Raw genomic sequence first — 18413 nt, 5'->3', positions numbered from 1 at the left:
TTGAAGAAGAAGTTAGCAGCCGCAGCGCTGGGCCTTACACTTGCGTTCTCCATGGGCACCGGCAGCGTATTTGCGGATTCATCTCTGAACCACGTCATTAACAACACGATCGGCGTTTCTTACAAAACCGGCGGAACAACAACGAACGGCTTCGACTGCTCCGGTTTTACGCGTTACGTATTTCAAAAGTTGGGTGTAAGCCTCCCGCGTGTATCGGCTGCGCAATATAAAACAGGTACCGCTGTTTCCAAAAGCCAGCTGAGAGCAGGAGACTTGGTTTTCTTTAACACCCTGGGCGCAGGCGTATCCCATGTCGGCATTTACATCGGCAACGGAAAATTCGCGCACGCGTCCTCTTCGAAAGGCGTTACCATCAGCAAGCTGAGCCAAAGCTACTACGCCAACCGCTACGTTGGCGCCAAACGGGTCATGAGTACGGCCAAGTACCAAGCTGCGGTTTACAATTGATTATCTCTCAAAACAATGCATATCCAGAACAACCCGCGCCGCTGATTTTTGCCGAAATCGCCCCGCGGGTTTGTTGTTATTTATAAGACGTATGAAACAGCGAAAAGGTAACAGCATCTCGAAAATTTTTTTGCTCGAGTAAATCCACGGTTTTCTCCTGTTTTTTTCCACCCTTGTCATTTCTTTTAACCACTCGTCCAACAAATAAACATCATTTCCTATAATTTTTCCTACAAATCTTCTTTTTCTTTAGAAACAATTGCCAAAGTCCGATTCCTTTGTTACAATAGTCCCAGCGATAGTAACAACTTTGTAATCTTTACCTGATACAAAGTTGCGAACGAATAAGAAGTAACAGGGAATTATACATAGTGTAAAAAGTTCATGCCGAATTTCCTCACACTAAGGAAAGCGGGGGAACCAGTTATGGGTGAATTGATCTTGCTTCAGAGGGATCATAGGGGGCCTTCTACCGAATCCTTAAGCTAACCTCGCAGGCGCCGGAAGGGGTATTTTACTTGAAGAAGAAGCTTGCAGCAGCAGTCATGAGTTTCGCCATCGTGCTCACGGTCGGCACAGGAAGCGCTTTCGCGGATTCCAAGATGGATAAAGTGATCGACAGTGCTATCGGAACCAAGTACAGAACGGGCGGAACCACAACAAACGGATTTGACTGCTCGGGATTTACAATGTATGTATTTGATCAATTGGGCATCGATCTGCCCCATCAATCTGGTTCCCAGTTCAGCATGGGTTCGGCCGTATCCCGCAGCGATCTGAGAGCAGGCGACCTGGTATTCTTTAATACATCGGGAGCCGGAGTATCCCATGTCGGAATTTACGTCGGCGACGGAAAATTCGCACATGCCTCCACTTCTCGCGGTGTGATCATCAGCTCTCTGAGCGACAGCTACTACGTCAACCGCTACGTTGGCGCCAAACGAATCATGAGTACGGATAAATACAAAACCGCCGCCGTCGATTCCGAGGACGTCGATAACGTCCAGTAATGCAGGTAAAGCAAGGGTAAGAGATCCCGTAGAATGAGATTTTTGCCGAAATCTCCTTTTGCGGGATTTTTTGCGGACAGAAATGGGTAGCCTTTCCATTCCCGCCCGCTACTTCTCATTTACCCCTCTAGACCGGAATTAAACAGATATCTGCGGTAATCCGGAATATTTTTTCTCCAATGTTCAAATCCTACAGGGAGGTCTGGAAGGGAGATCTGTACATGAACCTCCAACATGAGAGCTTCATGATCGTTCCCATGACCCGGGAGCATGCTGAGACCGTCTGCGGCTGGGCGTACGACCCTCCATACGATTTATACGGCTGGCTGCCGTGGGATCAGATGGAGGCGCTTGGCGTCGAATTAGGCGATCCTGAGGTGAGGCATAGCCAGTATGTGTCCGTCCTGGATGCTGGATATACCCTGTGCGGGTTCGCGCAGTTCTTTCCCTTGGCAGGCGTGACCCGGCTTGGTGTTGGCATGAGGCCTGATTTATGCGGCCGGGGGCTGGGTAAGAGCTTTATGCGGGCTGTGGTCGGCGCCGCCCGTGAACAACGGCCTGGGGACGAAATCGATCTTGAAGTGCATACATGGAATAAGCGGGCTATCCGGGCTTACGAGAAATCGGGGTTTGTCATCGCCGATACCTACCCCAAGCTGACCCCCGAAGGAGAGCAGCTGTTTCACTGTATGGTTTATGAAGGGGTCTAAATTTATGAATTCCATCATCTTAAAATGGTACAAATTTGTGTATTTTTGGTGGCGCCAAGCTTGGATTCGTTTGCTTTTTTGACACAAACTATTTGATGTGATGGCTTGTTCCGTTATAATGAAGGAATGAAGAATGACAGTTTACATAGAAAGGACGAAAACGGATGCAAAAATGGATCATGAGCGGTGTATTAACGATCGCAGTGGTTATGGCAATTGTGCTCATGTTTACGCTTCCAGGCAAAGAGCAGGTGGCGGAAGAAGAGAAGCCGACCATGCCGGAAGTCACGATGGACGCCGCGGCGGCCGAAGCTACGGTTAAAGAGCAAGGCTGCATTAGCTGTCACGGGGATCAGCTTCAGGGTGCCGTAGGCCCGAACCTGCAAAAGATCGGAAGCCAACTGTCCGCTGAAGAGATTTACACCATTATCACTAAAGGTAAAGGCGGCATGCCATCCTTTAAAGACAAGTTGAAAGCCGAAGAGATCGCCAATGTAGCCCAGTGGCTGGCTGAGAAGAAATAAACGGTTGTAATCCATACAGAAACACGCTTTGGAGGAACGGAACGTTCATCGCAAAGCGTGTTTTTATTTGCTGCATTATTCTCTTTACCTTTTTTCACCGGAACGCATTTTTTCGAACAGTTCGTTAAACTGGTGGGCCTCCTTGACATCGAGGGACGTAATCCCGCCTTCATCCCATGAAGTCAAACGCAGCGTCACATTTTTATAATCAATCGTAATAAAGGGGTGGTGGCCAAAAGCCTCTGAAATGGCCGCAACCTCATCCACAAAGGAAATGCCCTTCATGAAATTGGAGAAAACGTATTTGCGCACGATCCAGCGGCCCTCTTCAAGCTCCCAGCCTTCCAGCTTAGACAAATGCGTTTCTACTTCTTCTTGCGTATATACCATTCTTCCGTTCCTCCCTGAAACCTAACATCCCCGAGGTTCATCAGGATGTTCATTAATGTATGCTCGGGCGAAAACCTTTACCCATTGTATTCATCCCTGAATGTAATCATGTCTCTCCAAGGAGAGTACATACGAATAATATCTTACCATGGACGGGTTTAAAAAATCCATCCGGCCCCAGGGACTATATCAGTGAGACTACGGTCAGCTCTTCGTCGCCGATCAAGAGGTTGATTCGATGATGGTCCTTGTCATACATCACGACACCGCTTCCAACGCTGATGACAGGTTCGGCTCCCAGCGCGTAGAACAAATCCTCAGCCAGCGCCTCATGCACCTCACGCTTCTCTTCGATGCCCAGCTGCATCCAATCCTGCTCCGCCATTTCAAAAAATAAATAACTGTCCGGAATTTCCCCGACAGCTGCCGTCAAATCGGTCAGTATGCCGTCATAGTCACGGCCATGCTTAACACCCATGCCATTCCCTCCAATTTCGAAGTTTAGTTACTCATACGATCTATAAGCGGTTAATGTGAATGGTGAATGCCCTGCTCCATGCGCCCTTGGGTCGGGGCCTCAAGTGGGCCATTCGTCACCCGTTTGAGCTGTAATTATTCCCTTCAGGGTATGCTGCTCAGACCTGATTTTGTAGGACAGATGAACCTTGTCATTTCATTATACCGGAAAATATCCCTTAAAAAAAAAGAGAATGGTGTCGATAAATAATATAAACCGTTTTTTGTGAAAGCGACCATGTTGCAAGGATGTAAACGCGGTCGATTCCGAAAGGATTCAATTCTATTTCTCATGGATGAGGTGTGCAATGGAAATTTCAACGATTGTTGGCCTGATACTCGGTGTGGTAGCGGTCTTAGTCGGTATGGTGCTGAAGGGCGCCCCGATCGTCAGCCTGCTGACGCCCGCCGCTTATGTCATTATTCTCGCCGGAACCGCCGCTACGTTGTTTATCGGCTTTCCGATGTCTGAGATCAAGAAGTTCCCCAAGCTGTTAAAAATGACCTTCGTCAAACAAAAGCTCATGGAGCGTCAAGAGCTCATCACTCTGTTCATGGAATGGGCCTCCATCACCCGCCGGGAAGGCCTCCTCGCGCTGGAGACCAAGGTCGAAGAAATCGATGACGCCTTCCTGCGCAACGGTATGCGTATGATTATCGATGGTAACGACCAGGAGTTCGTTCGCGACGTCTTGATGGAGGATATTGCGGCGACGGAAGAACGTCACCGTGCAGGTGCCCTCCTCTTCTCCCAGGCCGGTATGTATGCTCCCTCCCTCGGGGTTCTCGGTGCCGTCGTCGGCTTGATCGCCGCCCTGACCAAGATGGAGAATATGGCCGAGCTGGCCCACGCGATTGGCGCGGCCTTTATTGCGACACTGCTTGGTATTTTTACCGGTTATGTCCTGTGGCACCCGATTGCCAACAAGCTGAAACGCCTGTCCAAAAAAGAAGTGGAGCTCAAGCTCATGATGGTGGAAGGACTGCTGTCGATTCAATCCGGCGTATCCACCATTGCGATCAGCCAGAAGCTCTCCGTCTTCTTAACCCCTTCCGAGCGCGCTCAAATGAATGAGAAGGAGGATGGTTTGGGTGGCCAAAAAGACTAGACATGAACCGCATGAGGAGCATGCCGACGAATCCTGGCTTCTTCCCTATGCCGACCTGCTGACGCTGCTGCTGGCCCTGTTTATTGTACTCTATTCCATGAGCGCCACGGACGCCAAGAAATTCGAGGAAATGAGCCAGGCCTTCAACAATGCCCTCAGCACGGGAAACGGAGTGCTCAACTTCAGATCGAATTTGCCGATGGATAAAAATATGGATCAGGGCAAAAAGGACACTCAAGAGAGCATCGTCACGAATAACAATGATAAGAAACAGAAGGCTCAACTGGCCAAGCAGGAACAGGAAGACCTGGAGAAGCTGAAGAAGCAGCTGGATCAATATATCAAGACGAACGGCCTGACGAACCAGCTGGATACGAAACTGAACCAATCGCAGCTTACGATCACGATCAGCGACAACGCCCTGTTTGCTTCAGGCAGCGCTCAGGTGAAGCCTGAGTCACGCCAGCTGGCGCTCGCCATCAGCAGCATGCTGCAGCAGTTCCCGACGTATGACGTTGTCGTGTCCGGCCATACGGACAATATGCCGATCTCGAACAGCGAGTATGCGTCCAACTGGGATCTGAGCTCCAACCGGGCGCTCAACTTCCTGAAGATTCTGCTCACCAACAAGCAGCTCGACCCGGCTAAGTTCACCTCCACCGCCTTCGGCGAGTTCAGGCCGGTGGCTTCCAACGATACCGCAGCCGGACGGGCTAAAAACCGCCGCGTCGAGGTATCCATCATCCGGAAGTACCAGGATACCAGCGAGCAAATCCCGGTAACCACGAATAAAAAATAGCACAGCGATAACCAAATGAACAGGCTGTTCCCTTCGGCAAAGGGGAGCAGCCTTTTTTGAATAGTTTGAATATTAAAAGGTACACGCCTCAGGGAACCAGCTTGGCTTATATCGCAAGAGCCTCCTGCATAAATTCGATCTGGCTTGGCCCGCCCCTCTACCCGAGGCGGTAATTCAGCAGCTGTCCGAGCTCTTCCTTTTCCTGCGGCGTCAGATCCCGCCACTTGCCTTTGCCAAGGGGGCCCAGATGAATATTCATAATCCGGATCCGCTGCAGCCTGCGCACCTCATAGCCGAAGGCGCTGCACATCCGGCGGATCTGCCGGTTTTTCCCCTCGGTCAGAATGATCTTGAACACCCGCTCCGAGATCCGCGTCACCTTGCAGGGAAGGGTCATTTCCCCCAAAATCTTCACCCCGCTGGACATGCCTGTTAAAAAGGATGGCGTAACCGGCTTGTCCACCGTCACGATGTACTCCTTTTCATGCTTGCCTTCGGCCCGAAGTATTTTATTGACGATGTCGCCGTCACTGGTCAGCAGGATGAGGCCTTCGGAATCTTTGTCCAGCCGGCCGATCGGAAAAATTCGCTCCGAATGGCCCACGAAGTCCACAATGTTGCCCTTGATATGCTGCTCCGTCGTACTGGTGATCCCAACCGGTTTATTCAGCGCAATGTAGACATGCGTCTCCTTCTTTGACTGCAGGGGCTGGCCGTTAATGCGGACGTCGTCCCCTTCCTCCGCCTGGCTGCCCAGCACCGCCTGAACGCCATTGATCGTCACTTTCCCGCTCTCTACCAGCTTATCCGCTTCGCGCCGGGAACAATACCCGGTCTCACTGATATATTTGTTAATCCTCAAAGCTTATAACCCCATCTCTCATTATGGTTTACCCCGGACAAGTGTACGGGCTATTCCCGTTCTCGTCCTTCCCCATGCTCCGGCCGTGCCGCCGGCAGCGTTAGCGTAACGCGAGTGCCCTTGTTTACGGCGCTCTCGATCTGGATTGATCCTTTATGGCCCTCCACAATCCGCTGACTGACCATCAGACCAAGACCCGTCCCGTTTTCCTTGTTGGTGAAGAAGGGCTCTCCTACTTTCTCCATCTGGTGCTCAGGAATCCCTACGCCCTCATCCGTAATCGTAATTCCCAGGTGATTCGGATCCGGCCGGAACAGTTCGATATGGATGACGCCGCCCTCTGGCATCGCCTCCATGGCGTTTTTCAGCAAATTGATAAAGACTTGCTTCAACTGGTTCTCCTCGCAATGGACGTCCGTTTCGGCCGTCTGGGAGGCCATGATGAACTCAATGCCGTGCAGATTGGCCTGGCTGTTCAACAGCGACAGCACATCCTCTAAAATATCACGAACATTTTTATTTCGGAAGTGCACGGCCTGGGGCTTGGCCAAAATTAAAAATTCACTCACGATCAGATTGATTCTCTCCAGCTCAGACAGCATGATCTGGTTGTGCCTCGGATCGACGCGGTTGTTATACTCCTGCAGCTGCAGGAATCCCCGCAGCGTCGTGAGCAGGTTGCGGATCTCATGCGCCACGCCGGCCGCCAACTGCCCGACCGTGGTCAGCTTCTCGGACCGGCGGAGCAGCTCGTCCATCCGGTTTCTCTCCGTCATATCGCGCGAAATGCTGATGAATGATACGACTTTACCTGCCGGATCCCTGACCGCGGACGTGCTGATGCTGACCTCTACAGGTGTCCCGTCCTTCTTCATCCGGACCGTCTCTACTGCCGGCAGCTGTTCGCCCTGCATTAAAGCGTCGAGCCTTGTCCGAACCTCCCCTTCCAAATGGTCGGGAATCAGATGGATCCGCTTGCCGACCACTTCATGGCTTGACCAGCCGTACAGCTTTTCAAAAGCTTGATTGACCTGAATGATATTCCCCTCAAGGTCCGTCGTATGAATGGCATCCGCCGTCTGCTGGATAACAGATTCCAGATGCTCTTTCACCGACCGGTTCTCTTCCACGGCTTGTTTGAGCTGGTCGGTATAGCTGCTCAGATTATCGGTCATCGTATTGATTTTGGCGGCGAGCAGTCCGAGTTCATCCTTGCTGTTGATGACGAGCGGCGTATCGAAGCGTCCCTGGGCGACATTTTTCACTTTTCCCAGAATCGCATCGATCGGCCGAATGATAGATCCGGCCTGTTTATAGCTTACAATGACGAACAAAATCAACAGCAGGGCCGAAATCGATATATAAGAGACAAGCTGCTTTTGCAATACCTTGGATATTTCCGCATAATCCATGACGATGCTGATGATGTAGGATGCCTGGGAGGCACTATTCACAGGGATAAAGCTCTTTAACAGCTTCTTACCATCAATGCGGGTTTCATAAACGACGTTGACTCCCGTCTGTGCTGTTTTCTCAACGGCCCGTTTATCGTTATCGAGGTCGATATAGGTATAGGTACCGTAGCGTATCGGCCGGTTATGCAGCTTAGTCTTATCATGGACATATCCTTGTCCGGACATTCGGACGCCCGCAAAGGTCTGCGGATTGATGCAGCTGATCTCAAGAATTTCTCCGTTGATTTCCTTCGTTTTGTCGAGCACCTCCTCCGGACTCGGGATATGGGTGCCGATCTGATGGAGGGAGTCGGTGCGGATATAAGGATCAATGATATAATTTCGCTTGGCGTCATAATAATAACCCCATTTGTCGATCACGTTCGGTGTGGAATTGGAATATTCAAACGGTCCGGTCCAAAAATGGTCGGCGGCCGCTCCATACGGAATTGTTACCCGTTCTTCCTCGAAGAGCTGCTTAAACGCCTTATACCAGTACCCCCAGTCTTTTGTGGAAAGACCCAGCTCAGCGGGTTCTGAGGACTTGGCAATAATGATATCGTCACCGGTGCGTACAAGCAGGGCAATATGAGTGACCCCGACCTGCTTGCTCAGCTTGGTCAGCTGTTCATTCGTAATGTTCTGGATATCCGGGTCCAGCTCTTTAGCCGCCAATTTGGCGGCCACGTGCAAAAGCTCCCCGATTTGGCGTTCGACCATGCCCGCGCTCTCCTGGCTCTGCTCAATCGAAGCGGCTACCTGCCTGGCGGCAAGGAGCATTTTGCGTTCACTTTCCCGGCGTAAACTGGCTTGCGTTGTGTACAAACTAAGAATAATATTTAAAAGTAAAATCAGACAGAGTGAACCGGCCATGGTGAGGGACAGTTTCTTCTTCATTGACACATCGGGTCACCTCTTATCTTGCCTTGGCGATAATTGGAATAATCTATTCCATCATACTCTGTAGGCTGATATTTGAAAAGCTTGTCGAAAATGATCGGCATAACTCGAAATAACGCAGCATGTGCACGACTTATCAACATATTCACAGTACTATTTAATAAATTGGGGATAATTCTGTGTGTAATCAATAAGTTATCCACAAATTTGTGCACAGCATGTTAACAATAGAATACTTGTTCGCTGAATAAACCGAAATTCGGTACAGGGAGGCTCTTTTACATTGGAAAATCAAACGAAACATCCGCTTCATGTGGATGATTCTGTGGATAATGATCGACATGAGCACTGGATGCGCGAGGCGATCCACCAAGCCAAATTGGCGGAGGACTTGGGCGAGGTGCCCATCGGCGCGGTCATCGTCCGCAATGGGGAAATCATCGGACGGGGTTATAACTTAAGGGAAACGTCCCAGGATGCGACCGCCCACGCCGAGATTGTCGCTATCCGGGAAGCCAGTATAGCCGTACAGTCGTGGCGCCTGCTGGACTGCACACTTTACGTCACGCTGGAGCCGTGCCCGATGTGCTCCGGTGCCATCGTCCAGTCCCGCATCCCGCGGGTTGTTTACGGCACCTACGATCCCAAGGCAGGATGCGCCGGGACGCTGATGAACCTGCTGCAGGAGCCGCGCTTCAACCACCGCACCGAGGTCATTGCCGATGTGCTGCAGGAAGAATGTGCAGGGCTGCTGACCCAGTTTTTCCGCAAGCTGCGGGGCAAAGGCTGACAAACAAACAGCCCGGCCGGTGACCCTGGCCGGGCTGTTGTCACTTGTACGGGGTTTGCTTAGTAAGTCATAGCTCCCATTTTCTCCTGAAGCTGCTCCATCGTAATGACATCCGCTTCTTTTGGAATGCCAATACTGAAGGTTTGCTTCTCATTGATCTTGCTGTATTGGCTCGTCGCCTGCAGCGACAGCTTCATGTTGTCCTTTGTTTCCGGATCGTTCATTTCTACGTTCATAACCGCTTCCTGGTATGCAGGGAAGTTATCTTTATTGATGGCCGTGTTGACTTCGAACTGGTTCACTTTCAGGTAGTTCTTCAGATCGTTCAGACCTTTGCTGATTTCATCCTTGCTGTCCGTCGAGTTCAGATCCTTCTTCATCTCGTCGATGTCTTCCTGGTTGACGCCAAGCATTTCACGGTACTCATCCTTGCTGATAATATCAAGGATTTTCGGCAGCGCCTTGTTCACCAGAATGTCCGCCGCTTCTTTCACGTTGTCATTGGTTACATAGAATTGAACCACCTGCTTGGCATCCACGCCATCCGGGAGGTTCGCGTCTTTAACCGCAACGTCTTTGAAATATTTCTTACCGTCATATTCGGTAAACAGCGTATTCATAATTTCGCCGGCCAGCTTCTTCGTCTTTTCGGGATTCATCAGGTCGGGGTTAAAAGACGTTCCTTGCTGTTCTGCCAGCTCTTTCATATCGAGTACCAGGAATTTACCTACAACGTCTTCAGGCAGCGGCAGCATCGGGATGCTCGGCACTTTGACGTACAATTTATCTTGAGTCATTACCATCGGAATGTTAAAGCTCATGGACATGTCGCCCTTCAGGTTAATCCCGAGCGTCATCTCCGTTTGCTGCGGATCGTTCTGATATACCCCATCGATCGTCAATTCCGCGTTTTTCAGCATGCTCATCACTTGGCTGGTTGCGGCGTTGTCGGCACTTGCACTGGTAACCTGCAGATCTTTGATCGTTACCTTGCTCTTCATTTCGTACGATGTCATTTTCATTGCATTGACGGCCGAAGCCTCCAGCGCTTCCTTCGGTTCCTTCTTGCTGCTGCAGCCTGCAAGCACCACGGTCATTGCCAAGACCAGTGTAAGAATCAGGGCTGCCCATTTCTTCTTCATCACAATCTCTCTCTCCTCTCATCTCTAAAAAGCAAAAAATACCCCTTGTAATCATAAACGATATCTTCCCGTACCGGAACCCTTTTTTGGAAATCATTTGGTGAATTTTCATTTTTAACGCAAAAAAAGACATCCTGGCTTTTTGCCGGATGCCTCTTTTGACGAGCCTTACGACCCTTCTCTATTCAAATGACTAACATGATTCCGGTTTTTAACCTTCTTCGATCCCGACAACGGCTCCTGCTTGCCGGACCGCTCCCGGTCCCGGTTACGCGGCTGTTGCTCTTGCGCTTCAGGTACCGGAACAGCGTTTGGTTTACTCATCGGCGATTCCCCCTGTATACATTAGGATGGTTAAGAATGCGGATGCTCCAGGTCGACCGTGTGCTGATGATTGATTTCATCCCAGTGCCTGCGGTCGTTTCGCTTCTGCTGCAACTGATTTGCCTGATGGCTGTTCACTGCCGTTTGATCCAAATCCTCGACGACATTGCTGAGATTTTTGTCGACACCCGGTTTGGCTTTGGTCATCGTCGTCTCCCTCTTTTCTTAAGAGTGATGCGTCAAATCGTGAAGGGCTTGGGCGCACTCGTGAATTTGGCGGGTGTAATCCTGCGCCATATTCTGAATGACGTCCGTGCGTTCGTCTACCGTGCGTCCTTCGCGTTCTACATCCACCAGATCCACTTTAACCTCCCGTGTATCCACATAGGAGCACTGGAAGTCAAATGAATAATTCGACCGCCCCGCGGTATCGATATGGATCCGCAGCCCCTGGGGATTTGCCTCGTCGGCAAACACCTGAGCATGGTCGGATGAGTCAAGCGTTTGAGGAAGCTGGGATTGCCAAGCTTGGACCAATTTGTTTTGGTTCAATTCAAAATCTCGGTTCATGATTGAACACCTCCCCTGCCTTTGTTAATGTGCGGAGGATACGCTCTTTTTATGCGATGACGGGGTCTGGCAAAAACAAAAAAAGCCGTTCCTGCATAAGCAGAATCGGCTTTGACATTTGTTTTTTAAATGGCGGAGGGGATGGGATTCGAACCCATGTGGACTTGCGCCCTAACGGTTTTCAAGACCGCCCCGTTATGACCGCTTCGGTACCCCTCCACGTGGAAAATACATCAGTGTCACGCAGCGCGTAACAAAAATATATTACCACAGTTTAATGCTAATATCAACCCTGGTTTTTAGGGACAATAACTTTAACATTGCCCATGTAAGGCTGCAGCACATCCGGAACGACCACGCTGCCGTCCGCCTGCTGATAATTCTCCAGAATGGCCGCCACGGTCCGTCCTACGGCGAGAGCCGATCCATTCAACGTATGCACAAACTCAGGTTTGGCCTTTGGCTCAGGACGGAAACGGATGTTGGCACGCCGTGCCTGGAAGTCCTCCGTATTCGAGCAAGAGGAGATCTCCCGGTAAGCTCCGCTCTCGGGCAGCCAAACTTCCAGGTCATACGTTTTTGCTGCCGAAAAGCCCATATCTCCCGTGCTGAGCGCCATCACGCGATACGGCAGCTGCAGCAGCTGCAGAACGCGCTCCGCATTAGCCGTCATTTTCTCAAGCTCTTCGTAAGAGGAGTCCGGATGCACAAGCTTCACCAGCTCCACTTTATTGAATTGATGCTGACGGATCAAGCCTCGTGTATCACGTCCGGCCGAACCGGCCTCCGAACGGAAGCAGGAACTGTAAGCCACGAAGTGCTTCGGCAGATCCTCCACCGACAAAATTTCATCACGGTAATAGTTGGTGACCGGCACTTCAGCGGTCGGGATCAAATAGTAGTCCGTGTCACGGATTTTGAACAGATCCTCTTCAAATTTCGGAAGCTGTCCGGTTCCACGCAGGCTGTCCCCATTGACGATATAAGGCGGCAGCATTTCCTCGTAGCCGTGCTCGCTGCTGTGCAGGTCCATCATAAAGTTGATCAGCGCACGCTCCAGACGAGCACCGAGCCCCTTGTAGAACGTGAAACGCGAACCGGTAACCTTAGCTGCCGCTTCAAAATCAAGAATGCCCAGGTCCTGAGCCAGATCCCAATGGGCTTTCGGCGAAAAATCAAACGTCTTCGGCTCCGACCACCGGCGCAGCTCCACATTGTCTTCTTCGGATTGGCCGACCGGTACCGATTCGTGGGGAATATTCGGAATGGCCATCGTCAGCTCCGAAATGGACGCTTCCAGCTCGCGCACTTCCTCGTCCATCGCCTTGATCTGATCCGAAACCTGACGCATCTCCAAAATGAGCTCGTCAGCGTTCTCCCCGTTCTTTTTGCGCTTGGCCACTTCACCGGAAACGGTGTTGCGGCGGTTTTTCAGCGCCTCGCTCTCCTGCAGCAGCTCCCGGCGGCGGGTATCCAGCTCAGGAAATCCGGCGATCAAATCCAGCGACTTGTTCCGGTTTTTGAGTGCCTGCTCCACTCTCGCGAAATCACCGCGTAATATTTTCACATCCAACATTGGACAATTCCTCCTAAAAAGAAAAACGTCTTATGCGACGTACTTCCATGATGAGACCTGCTTGAATCAAAAAACAACCCTGACCCCTTGAAAGGACTCCTCAGACCGCCGCTGATGCCGCTATCCGAGGAATACCTTTTACCTAAAGCTTACCCAGGAGGCAGCCTTTAGATATCATCAAAAGAGTCAAGGTGTCATCGTGTTACCATCGTGTATCCTGCTGATTTAAGACGCTTGACTGGCTTTTACCATATCCACAAAATACTGATGGAGCCGGTAATCATCCGTCAGTTCGGGGTGGAACGAAGAAGCGAGCAAATGACCTTCACGCGCGGTCACAATCTCGTCATTATAGGAGGACAGTACGTCCACTCCATCGCCCACACTGCGGATCAGAGGAGCACGGATAAAGACGGCACGAACCGGTTCCTCAATCCCCTTGACGTCTAAATCTGTTTCAAAGCTTTCCCGTTGACGGCCAAAGGCATTGCGCGCCACGGTGATATTCATCAGCCCTAAGTGGGGCTCTTCCTGACCTTCGATCGATTTTGCCAGCACGATCAATCCGGCACAGGTGCCAAAAATCGGCTTGCCTGCTTCAGAAAATTGCTGAATTGTTTCAATAAACCCGTATTTCCGCATCAGCTTGCCGATGGTCGTACTTTCACCGCCAGGGATAATCAGGCCCTGAACTTGCTCCAGTTCCTCTACCTTTTTAATGGCGATGCCTTCGGCGCCGGCCAGCTCGATGCTGCGAATATGCTCTGCTACGGCACCCTGAAGCGCCAGTACCCCGATTTTCATATGTCCAGCCTTCTCTCTCTTACCAGCCGCGGTCCGACATCCGCTCAGCCGGGCTCAGCTTCGAAATCTCAATGCCTTTCATTGGCGCACCCAGGTTTTTGGATACCTCGGCAATCAGTTTGTAGTCTTGGTAATGCGTCGTCGCTTCCACGATTGCGCGGGCAAACTTCTCCGGACTATCGGATTTGAAAATACCCGATCCCACAAATACTCCGTCGGCTCCCAGATGCATCATCAATGCAGCATCGGCTGGAGTAGCTACGCCGCCCGCAGCAAAGTTGACGACCGGCAGCTTGCCGCTCTCATGAACACCAAGCAGAAGGTCGTATGGTACGCCCAGGTTCTTCGCTTCGGCATACAGCTCGTCCTTCGACATGCTTTGAACTTTGCGGATTTGGCTGTTGATCAGACGCATATGACGAACGGCTTCGACAATGTTGCCTGTTCCCGGCTCGCCTTTCGTACGGATCATCGACGCGCCTTCGCCGATGCGGCGGAGCGCTTCTCCCAGGTCTTTGGCGCCGCAAACAAACGGAACGGTGAAGTCCCATTTGTCGATATGAAATACTTCATCGGCAGGCGTCAGAACTTCGCTCTCATCGAGGTAGTCGACGCCGAGGGATTCGAGCACTTTCGCTTCCACATAATGACCGATACGGGCTTTCGCCATTACCGGAATCGATACGACTTTCATAACCTCTTCTACGATCGTAGGGTCAGCCATACGCGCTACACCGCCGGCAGCACGAATATCCGAAGGAACGCGTTCCAATGCCATAACGGCCGTTGCGCCCGCAGCTTCAGCGATCTTTGCCTGTTCGGCATTCATGACGTCCATGATGACGCCGCCTTTTTGCATTTCAGCCATACCTCTTTTAACTCTCGAAGTTCCCGTTTCCAATGGTTTACGCCTCCCGAAATATATATCATGTAATCCGCCCTTGCCTTATGGATGGCAGGATGGTTGCATACTCTACAGAGCTGCTTTTGTGGACTAAAGCAAAAATCTTATATTGATCTTAAAAAAGATTTTTGATTCCGTCAAATAAATCACCAAACATTTCCTTGATGGCCCGGAAGAACAGGCGCAGCCAGCTGCCCTTTTCCACTTCGTCCGATGTGATCAGATTGACGGTTTTTGTCTGAGGCTTTTCGATTCCATCTACTTTATAGGTATAAGTGATGGTACCGACCTTGGTTCCCTGCTTGATCGGAGCCACAAGCTTGTCCGCCGGTTCAAGCTGAGTCTTGAAGGTAACACCTTTGGCATCGGAGCCTTTAGGTACCATAAAGGAGACCGGAGCATCCGTGACGACCCCAACCGAAGTTTTGACGCCTTTTTTGACCTCAACGGAGTCCAGGCCTTCAACCTTGGATTTACCGGCCACAGCCTGCTTGATCTCAAAGTTGTTGAAGCCGTAATCAAGCACCTTCCGGGTCTCGGTAAAGCGCTGTGCTTCCGAGTCCGTTCCCATGACGACGCTGATCAGCCGCATCCCATCGCGTTCGGCCGTTCCCGTAAAGCAGTTTCCGGCGTTATTGGTATGACCCGTCTTAAGGCCGTCCAAACCCGGGTAGGCATAAGCCTTAAAGTTCGGAATATCCTTATTCGCTTCAAGCATCCAGTTCCAATTGATGATCGGATTTTTGTCGCGCTCACGGAACTTATAGGATTGGATCGCCGTATATTTGGAGAAATCCGGATGGTCCTGGACGATATGCTTGCCCAGGATGGCAGCGTCCATCGCGGACATGACCGTCTCCCCTTCTGCAGAAGGACGATACTTCTCAGGCATATCCGCACGGTCGAGCCCTGTGGAGTTGATAAAGTGGGCTGTCTTCATCCCGAACTTCTTAGCCGTTTCATTCATTAGCTTGGCGAATTCCTGTTCAGACCCGGCTGCATACTCAGCCAGCGCTACGGTAGCATCGTTCGCCGAACCCACCGCCATCGCTATGTACAGTTCCTCAACGGTATGTTGATCCCCTTGGGCAAGAAAAATACGCGAGCCAATCGTCTTGGCCGCATTTTCCCCAACGGTCACGACATCGTCCCATTTAAACTTTCCCTTTTTGACCATATCCGCGATAAGATACTCGGTCATCATCTTGGTCATACTCGCTGGCGGCAGTGGATCATCCGCGTTTACCGACAAGAGCACTTGCCCTGTCGTCGGTTCGATCAACACGGCGGATCTCACTTGAAGCTGCAGAGACGATACACTTGGCACCTTGCTTGCCGTAGTAGTCGCCGCCGTATTCGTAGTAGTCGTTGTTGCCGTTGTTCCCTCTGCTAAAGCCATAGCCGGCAGAGCGGACAGCATTAACATATTCAATAGCATAACCGAAGCTACGCTCTTTTTGACAAAGTGACGTTTGCGTTTGTGCGAAGATGGTTTCCCCAACTTGCTCCATTTCTTACTCAATGAATTGTTAACTCCCCTCTTGCCCTCAAATCTTACTTGTCTATTCTAACACAGGGTATACCGCAAAAAAAGACAGACAGGCCTAATTTAGGCCTGTCTGTACAAGAAGATGTTGGTTTTGTGCAAACCGTGTCGAATATTACAACGAGTAGTTTGGAGCTTCTTTCGTGATCTGCACATCGTGCGGATGGCTTTCACGAAGACCCGCACCCGTGATGCGGATAAATTGCGTATCTTCACGCAGCTCCTGCAGGCTTTTCGTTCCGCAATAGCCCATACCCGAGCGAAGACCGCCGATCAATTGATGAATCGTGTCGGACAAAGGACCTTTGTAAGCTACGCGGCCTTCAATTCCTTCCGGAACGAGCTTCTTGTCGTCGTCCTGGAAGTAACGGTCTTTACTGCCTTGTTTCATAGCACTCATGGACCCCATGCCACGGTATACCTTGTAGCGGCGGCCTTGGTAAATTTCCGATTCTCCAGGGCTCTCTTCCGTTCCCGCAAACAGGCTTCCCAGCATAACAGCATGGCCGCCGGCCGCAAGTGCTTTTGTAATTTCACCGGAGTATTTGATACCGCCGTCTGCGATGATCGGCACTCCGTATTCTTTGGCTACCGAAGCACAATCGTAAATCGCTGTGACCTGCGGTACGCCGATACCGGCAATAACACGCGTCGTACAAATCGATCCAGGCCCGATGCCGACCTTGACAACCGAGGCACCCGCCTCGATCAGGTCGCGTGTCGCCTCGCCGGTTGCCACGTTGCCTGCAATGATCGTTAGATCCGGATACAGGCTGCGAAGCTTGCGAACTGCGTCCAGAATATTGATATGATGGCCGTGCGCGGAATCGACGACGATAACGTCAACCCCGGCTTTCACCAGAGCCTCCGCCCGATCCAAACCATCCTTCGAAATGCCGATGGCCGCGCCCACCAGAAGGCGTCCTTGTGCATCTTTTGCCGCATTCGGGAACTGAATGGCTTTCTCAATATCTTTAATGGTAATAAGACCTTTTAATGTGTTGTTCTCATCGACCAGCGGCAGCTTTTCGATTTTGTGCTGCTGCAGAATGACTTCAGCTTCTTGGAGCGTCGTACCTACTGGGGCAGTTACCAGATTTTCGCGAGTCATCACTTCAGAAATCTTAATGCTGTAATCATGAACGAAGCGAAGGTCGCGGTTTGTAAGAATACCGATCAGTTTGTTATGCTCGTCCACAATCGGAACACCCGAAATCCGAAATTTCGCCATGACCTGTTCGGCATCGGATACGAGGTGATCGGCTGTCAGTGAAAAAGGATTGGTGATAACGCCGCTCTCGGAACGCTTAACCCGATCCACTTCCTCCGCTTGCTGTTCAACCGACATATTTTTATGAATAATGCCGATGCCGCCTTCACGTGCAATCGCAATGGCCAGGGCAGCTTCCGTTACCGTGTCCATCCCTGCGCTGATCAAAGGAATGTTCAGCTTAACCGAATCGCTTAGTCTCGTGGACACATCGACTTCCTTTGGCAGCACTTCGGACTTCCGGGGTACCAGCAAGACATCGTCAAACGTAAATCCTTCTTTAGCAAATTTTTGTTCCCACACTTCGTAATTTCCCCCTCATTTGTCATGTATTGTATTTGTTAAAATCCTTATACAGCAAGGCTTGAAAATCGTTTCTGAAAATATATTATTGCCATCTTAGCAAAGCCCACTCAAAGCTGTCAAGGTAATCAGTCTGGTAAAAATGAGAGGAATCGCCCTTGTCTTGCAGGGGGAAATACATGTCCACTTGAAGCGGACAAGTTATGCAACAGACACCCCATAGGTGGGATGTCCAAAATCCTTTCGGTTCATACATGAAACTGGGGGAGGAACTACCTTTAAGATGCTTTCACCTGAATTCTATCAAACCCCCAGCAATCCACCATTCCAAGGGGCTGAATAAAACAAAAAAAACCACCGTTGATATACATCAACAGTGGTCCTTCGCTTGGCAACGTCCTACTCTCCCAGGACCCTTCGGTCCAAGTACCATCGGCGCTGG

The 18413-nt window shown here is 50.8% G+C and carries 20 protein-coding genes, 1 tRNA gene and 1 riboswitch; of the genes, 7 read left to right on the top strand and 14 right to left on the bottom strand.

Annotation, left to right across the window (positions count from 1 at the left end; all coding sequences use genetic code 11):
* The 4 genes from FHS19_RS33950 (at nt 1) to FHS19_RS33935 (ending at nt 2712) form a co-directional block, all read left to right on the top strand.
* Nucleotides 1–468, top strand: a complete 468-nt coding sequence (locus FHS19_RS33950) for a C40 family peptidase (protein WP_183587805.1) — start codon at nt 1–3, stop codon at nt 466–468.
* Nucleotides 469–843: 375 nt separating this feature from the next.
* Nucleotides 844–983: riboswitch (cyclic di-AMP (ydaO/yuaA leader) on the top strand.
* Nucleotides 984–986: 3 nt separating this feature from the next.
* Nucleotides 987–1478 carry a C40 family peptidase gene (locus FHS19_RS33945; RefSeq protein WP_376772027.1) on the top strand — a complete coding sequence of 164 codons (492 nt, stop codon included), beginning with the start codon at nt 987–989 and terminating at the stop codon, nt 1476–1478.
* 221 nt (nt 1479–1699) lie between these two features.
* Nucleotides 1700–2188: a GNAT family N-acetyltransferase gene (locus FHS19_RS33940; protein ID WP_183587803.1), complete on the top strand. Its 489-nt coding sequence runs from the start codon at nt 1700–1702 to the stop codon at nt 2186–2188.
* Nucleotides 2189–2352: 164 nt separating this feature from the next.
* Nucleotides 2353–2712, top strand: a complete 360-nt coding sequence (locus FHS19_RS33935; protein ID WP_183587801.1) for a c-type cytochrome — start codon at nt 2353–2355, stop codon at nt 2710–2712.
* 84 nt (nt 2713–2796) lie between these two features.
* Here the strand turns inward: FHS19_RS33935 and FHS19_RS33930 are convergent, their stop codons facing one another.
* Together FHS19_RS33930 and FHS19_RS33925 are read right to left on the bottom strand one after the other, a co-directional pair.
* The gene (locus FHS19_RS33930; protein ID WP_076176937.1) at nt 2797–3102 is read right to left on the bottom strand and encodes a 4a-hydroxytetrahydrobiopterin dehydratase; all 306 of its coding nucleotides are present in this window, start codon (nt 3100–3102) and stop codon (nt 2797–2799) included.
* A 184-nt stretch (nt 3103–3286) separates the two neighbouring features.
* Nucleotides 3287–3580 (bottom strand): hypothetical protein, encoded by a 294-nt coding sequence (locus FHS19_RS33925; RefSeq protein WP_183587799.1) that lies wholly within the window; start codon nt 3578–3580, stop codon nt 3287–3289.
* A gap of 346 nt (nt 3581–3926) precedes the next feature.
* Here FHS19_RS33925 and motA point away from each other — a divergent pair, with 346 nt between their 5' ends.
* Both motA and motB read left to right on the top strand, forming a co-directional pair.
* Nucleotides 3927–4727 carry a flagellar motor stator protein MotA gene (gene motA / locus FHS19_RS33920; RefSeq protein WP_183587797.1) on the top strand — a complete coding sequence of 267 codons (801 nt, stop codon included), beginning with the start codon at nt 3927–3929 and terminating at the stop codon, nt 4725–4727.
* Nucleotides 4711–5526 carry a flagellar motor protein MotB gene (motB, locus tag FHS19_RS33915; protein WP_183587795.1) on the top strand — a complete coding sequence of 272 codons (816 nt, stop codon included), beginning with the start codon at nt 4711–4713 and terminating at the stop codon, nt 5524–5526. Before motA ends, motB begins: the two co-directional genes overlap by 17 nt.
* 157 nt (nt 5527–5683) lie before the next feature.
* On the opposite strand, the gene rluF is transcribed toward motB, so the two are convergent.
* Entirely contained in the window at nt 5684–6388 is a 705-nt protein-coding gene (gene rluF / locus FHS19_RS33910; RefSeq protein ID WP_183587793.1) for a 23S rRNA pseudouridine(2604) synthase RluF, read from the bottom strand.
* Nucleotides 6389–6438: 50 nt separating this feature from the next.
* On the bottom strand, nt 6439–8739 hold the full coding sequence (locus FHS19_RS33905; protein ID WP_221224199.1) for an ATP-binding protein: 2301 nt from the start codon (nt 8737–8739) through the stop codon (nt 6439–6441).
* Nucleotides 8740–9025: 286 nt separating this feature from the next.
* Between FHS19_RS33905 and tadA the strand changes: the two genes are divergently transcribed.
* Nucleotides 9026–9532, top strand: coding sequence for a tRNA adenosine(34) deaminase TadA (gene tadA, locus FHS19_RS33900; RefSeq protein WP_281382627.1), 507 nt, complete (start codon nt 9026–9028; stop codon nt 9530–9532).
* A gap of 59 nt (nt 9533–9591) precedes the next feature.
* Here tadA and FHS19_RS33895 read toward each other — a convergent pair whose 3' ends face one another.
* The 10 genes from FHS19_RS33895 to guaB form a co-directional block, all read right to left on the bottom strand.
* Nucleotides 9592–10674: a hypothetical protein gene (locus tag FHS19_RS33895; protein ID WP_183587788.1), complete on the bottom strand. Its 1083-nt coding sequence runs from the start codon at nt 10672–10674 to the stop codon at nt 9592–9594.
* A 168-nt stretch (nt 10675–10842) separates the two neighbouring features.
* Entirely contained in the window at nt 10843–10998 is a 156-nt protein-coding gene (locus tag FHS19_RS33890; protein ID WP_183587786.1) for a small acid-soluble spore protein P, read from the bottom strand.
* Between the two features lie 30 nt (nt 10999–11028).
* Nucleotides 11029–11205, bottom strand: coding sequence for a hypothetical protein (locus FHS19_RS33885; protein WP_183587784.1), 177 nt, complete (start codon nt 11203–11205; stop codon nt 11029–11031).
* Between the two features lie 18 nt (nt 11206–11223).
* The gene (locus FHS19_RS33880) at nt 11224–11568 is read right to left on the bottom strand and encodes a hypothetical protein (RefSeq protein ID WP_183587782.1); all 345 of its coding nucleotides are present in this window, start codon (nt 11566–11568) and stop codon (nt 11224–11226) included.
* A gap of 130 nt (nt 11569–11698) precedes the next feature.
* Nucleotides 11699–11787: transfer RNA gene (locus tag FHS19_RS33875), tRNA-Ser, on the bottom strand.
* 67 nt (nt 11788–11854) lie between these two features.
* Nucleotides 11855–13144: a serine--tRNA ligase gene (gene serS, locus FHS19_RS33870; RefSeq protein ID WP_183587780.1), complete on the bottom strand. Its 1290-nt coding sequence runs from the start codon at nt 13142–13144 to the stop codon at nt 11855–11857.
* Nucleotides 13145–13369: 225 nt separating this feature from the next.
* Entirely contained in the window at nt 13370–13948 is a 579-nt protein-coding gene (pdxT, locus tag FHS19_RS33865) for a pyridoxal 5'-phosphate synthase glutaminase subunit PdxT (protein ID WP_183587778.1), read from the bottom strand.
* A gap of 19 nt (nt 13949–13967) precedes the next feature.
* Nucleotides 13968–14849 (bottom strand): pyridoxal 5'-phosphate synthase lyase subunit PdxS, encoded by an 882-nt coding sequence (gene pdxS / locus FHS19_RS33860; protein ID WP_183587776.1) that lies wholly within the window; start codon nt 14847–14849, stop codon nt 13968–13970.
* A gap of 118 nt (nt 14850–14967) precedes the next feature.
* Nucleotides 14968–16290 (bottom strand): D-alanyl-D-alanine carboxypeptidase family protein, encoded by a 1323-nt coding sequence (locus FHS19_RS33855; RefSeq protein ID WP_183587847.1) that lies wholly within the window; start codon nt 16288–16290, stop codon nt 14968–14970.
* A 223-nt stretch (nt 16291–16513) separates the two neighbouring features.
* Nucleotides 16514–17971, bottom strand: coding sequence for an IMP dehydrogenase (gene guaB / locus FHS19_RS33850; RefSeq protein ID WP_183587774.1), 1458 nt, complete (start codon nt 17969–17971; stop codon nt 16514–16516).
* Nucleotides 17972–18413 lie beyond the last annotated feature (442 nt).

This window comes from Paenibacillus rhizosphaerae, assembly GCF_014192015.1.
GTDB lineage: Bacteria > Bacillota > Bacilli > Paenibacillales > Paenibacillaceae > Paenibacillus_AQ > Paenibacillus_AQ rhizosphaerae.
This window is presented reverse-complemented; position numbering and strand designations above follow the sequence as displayed.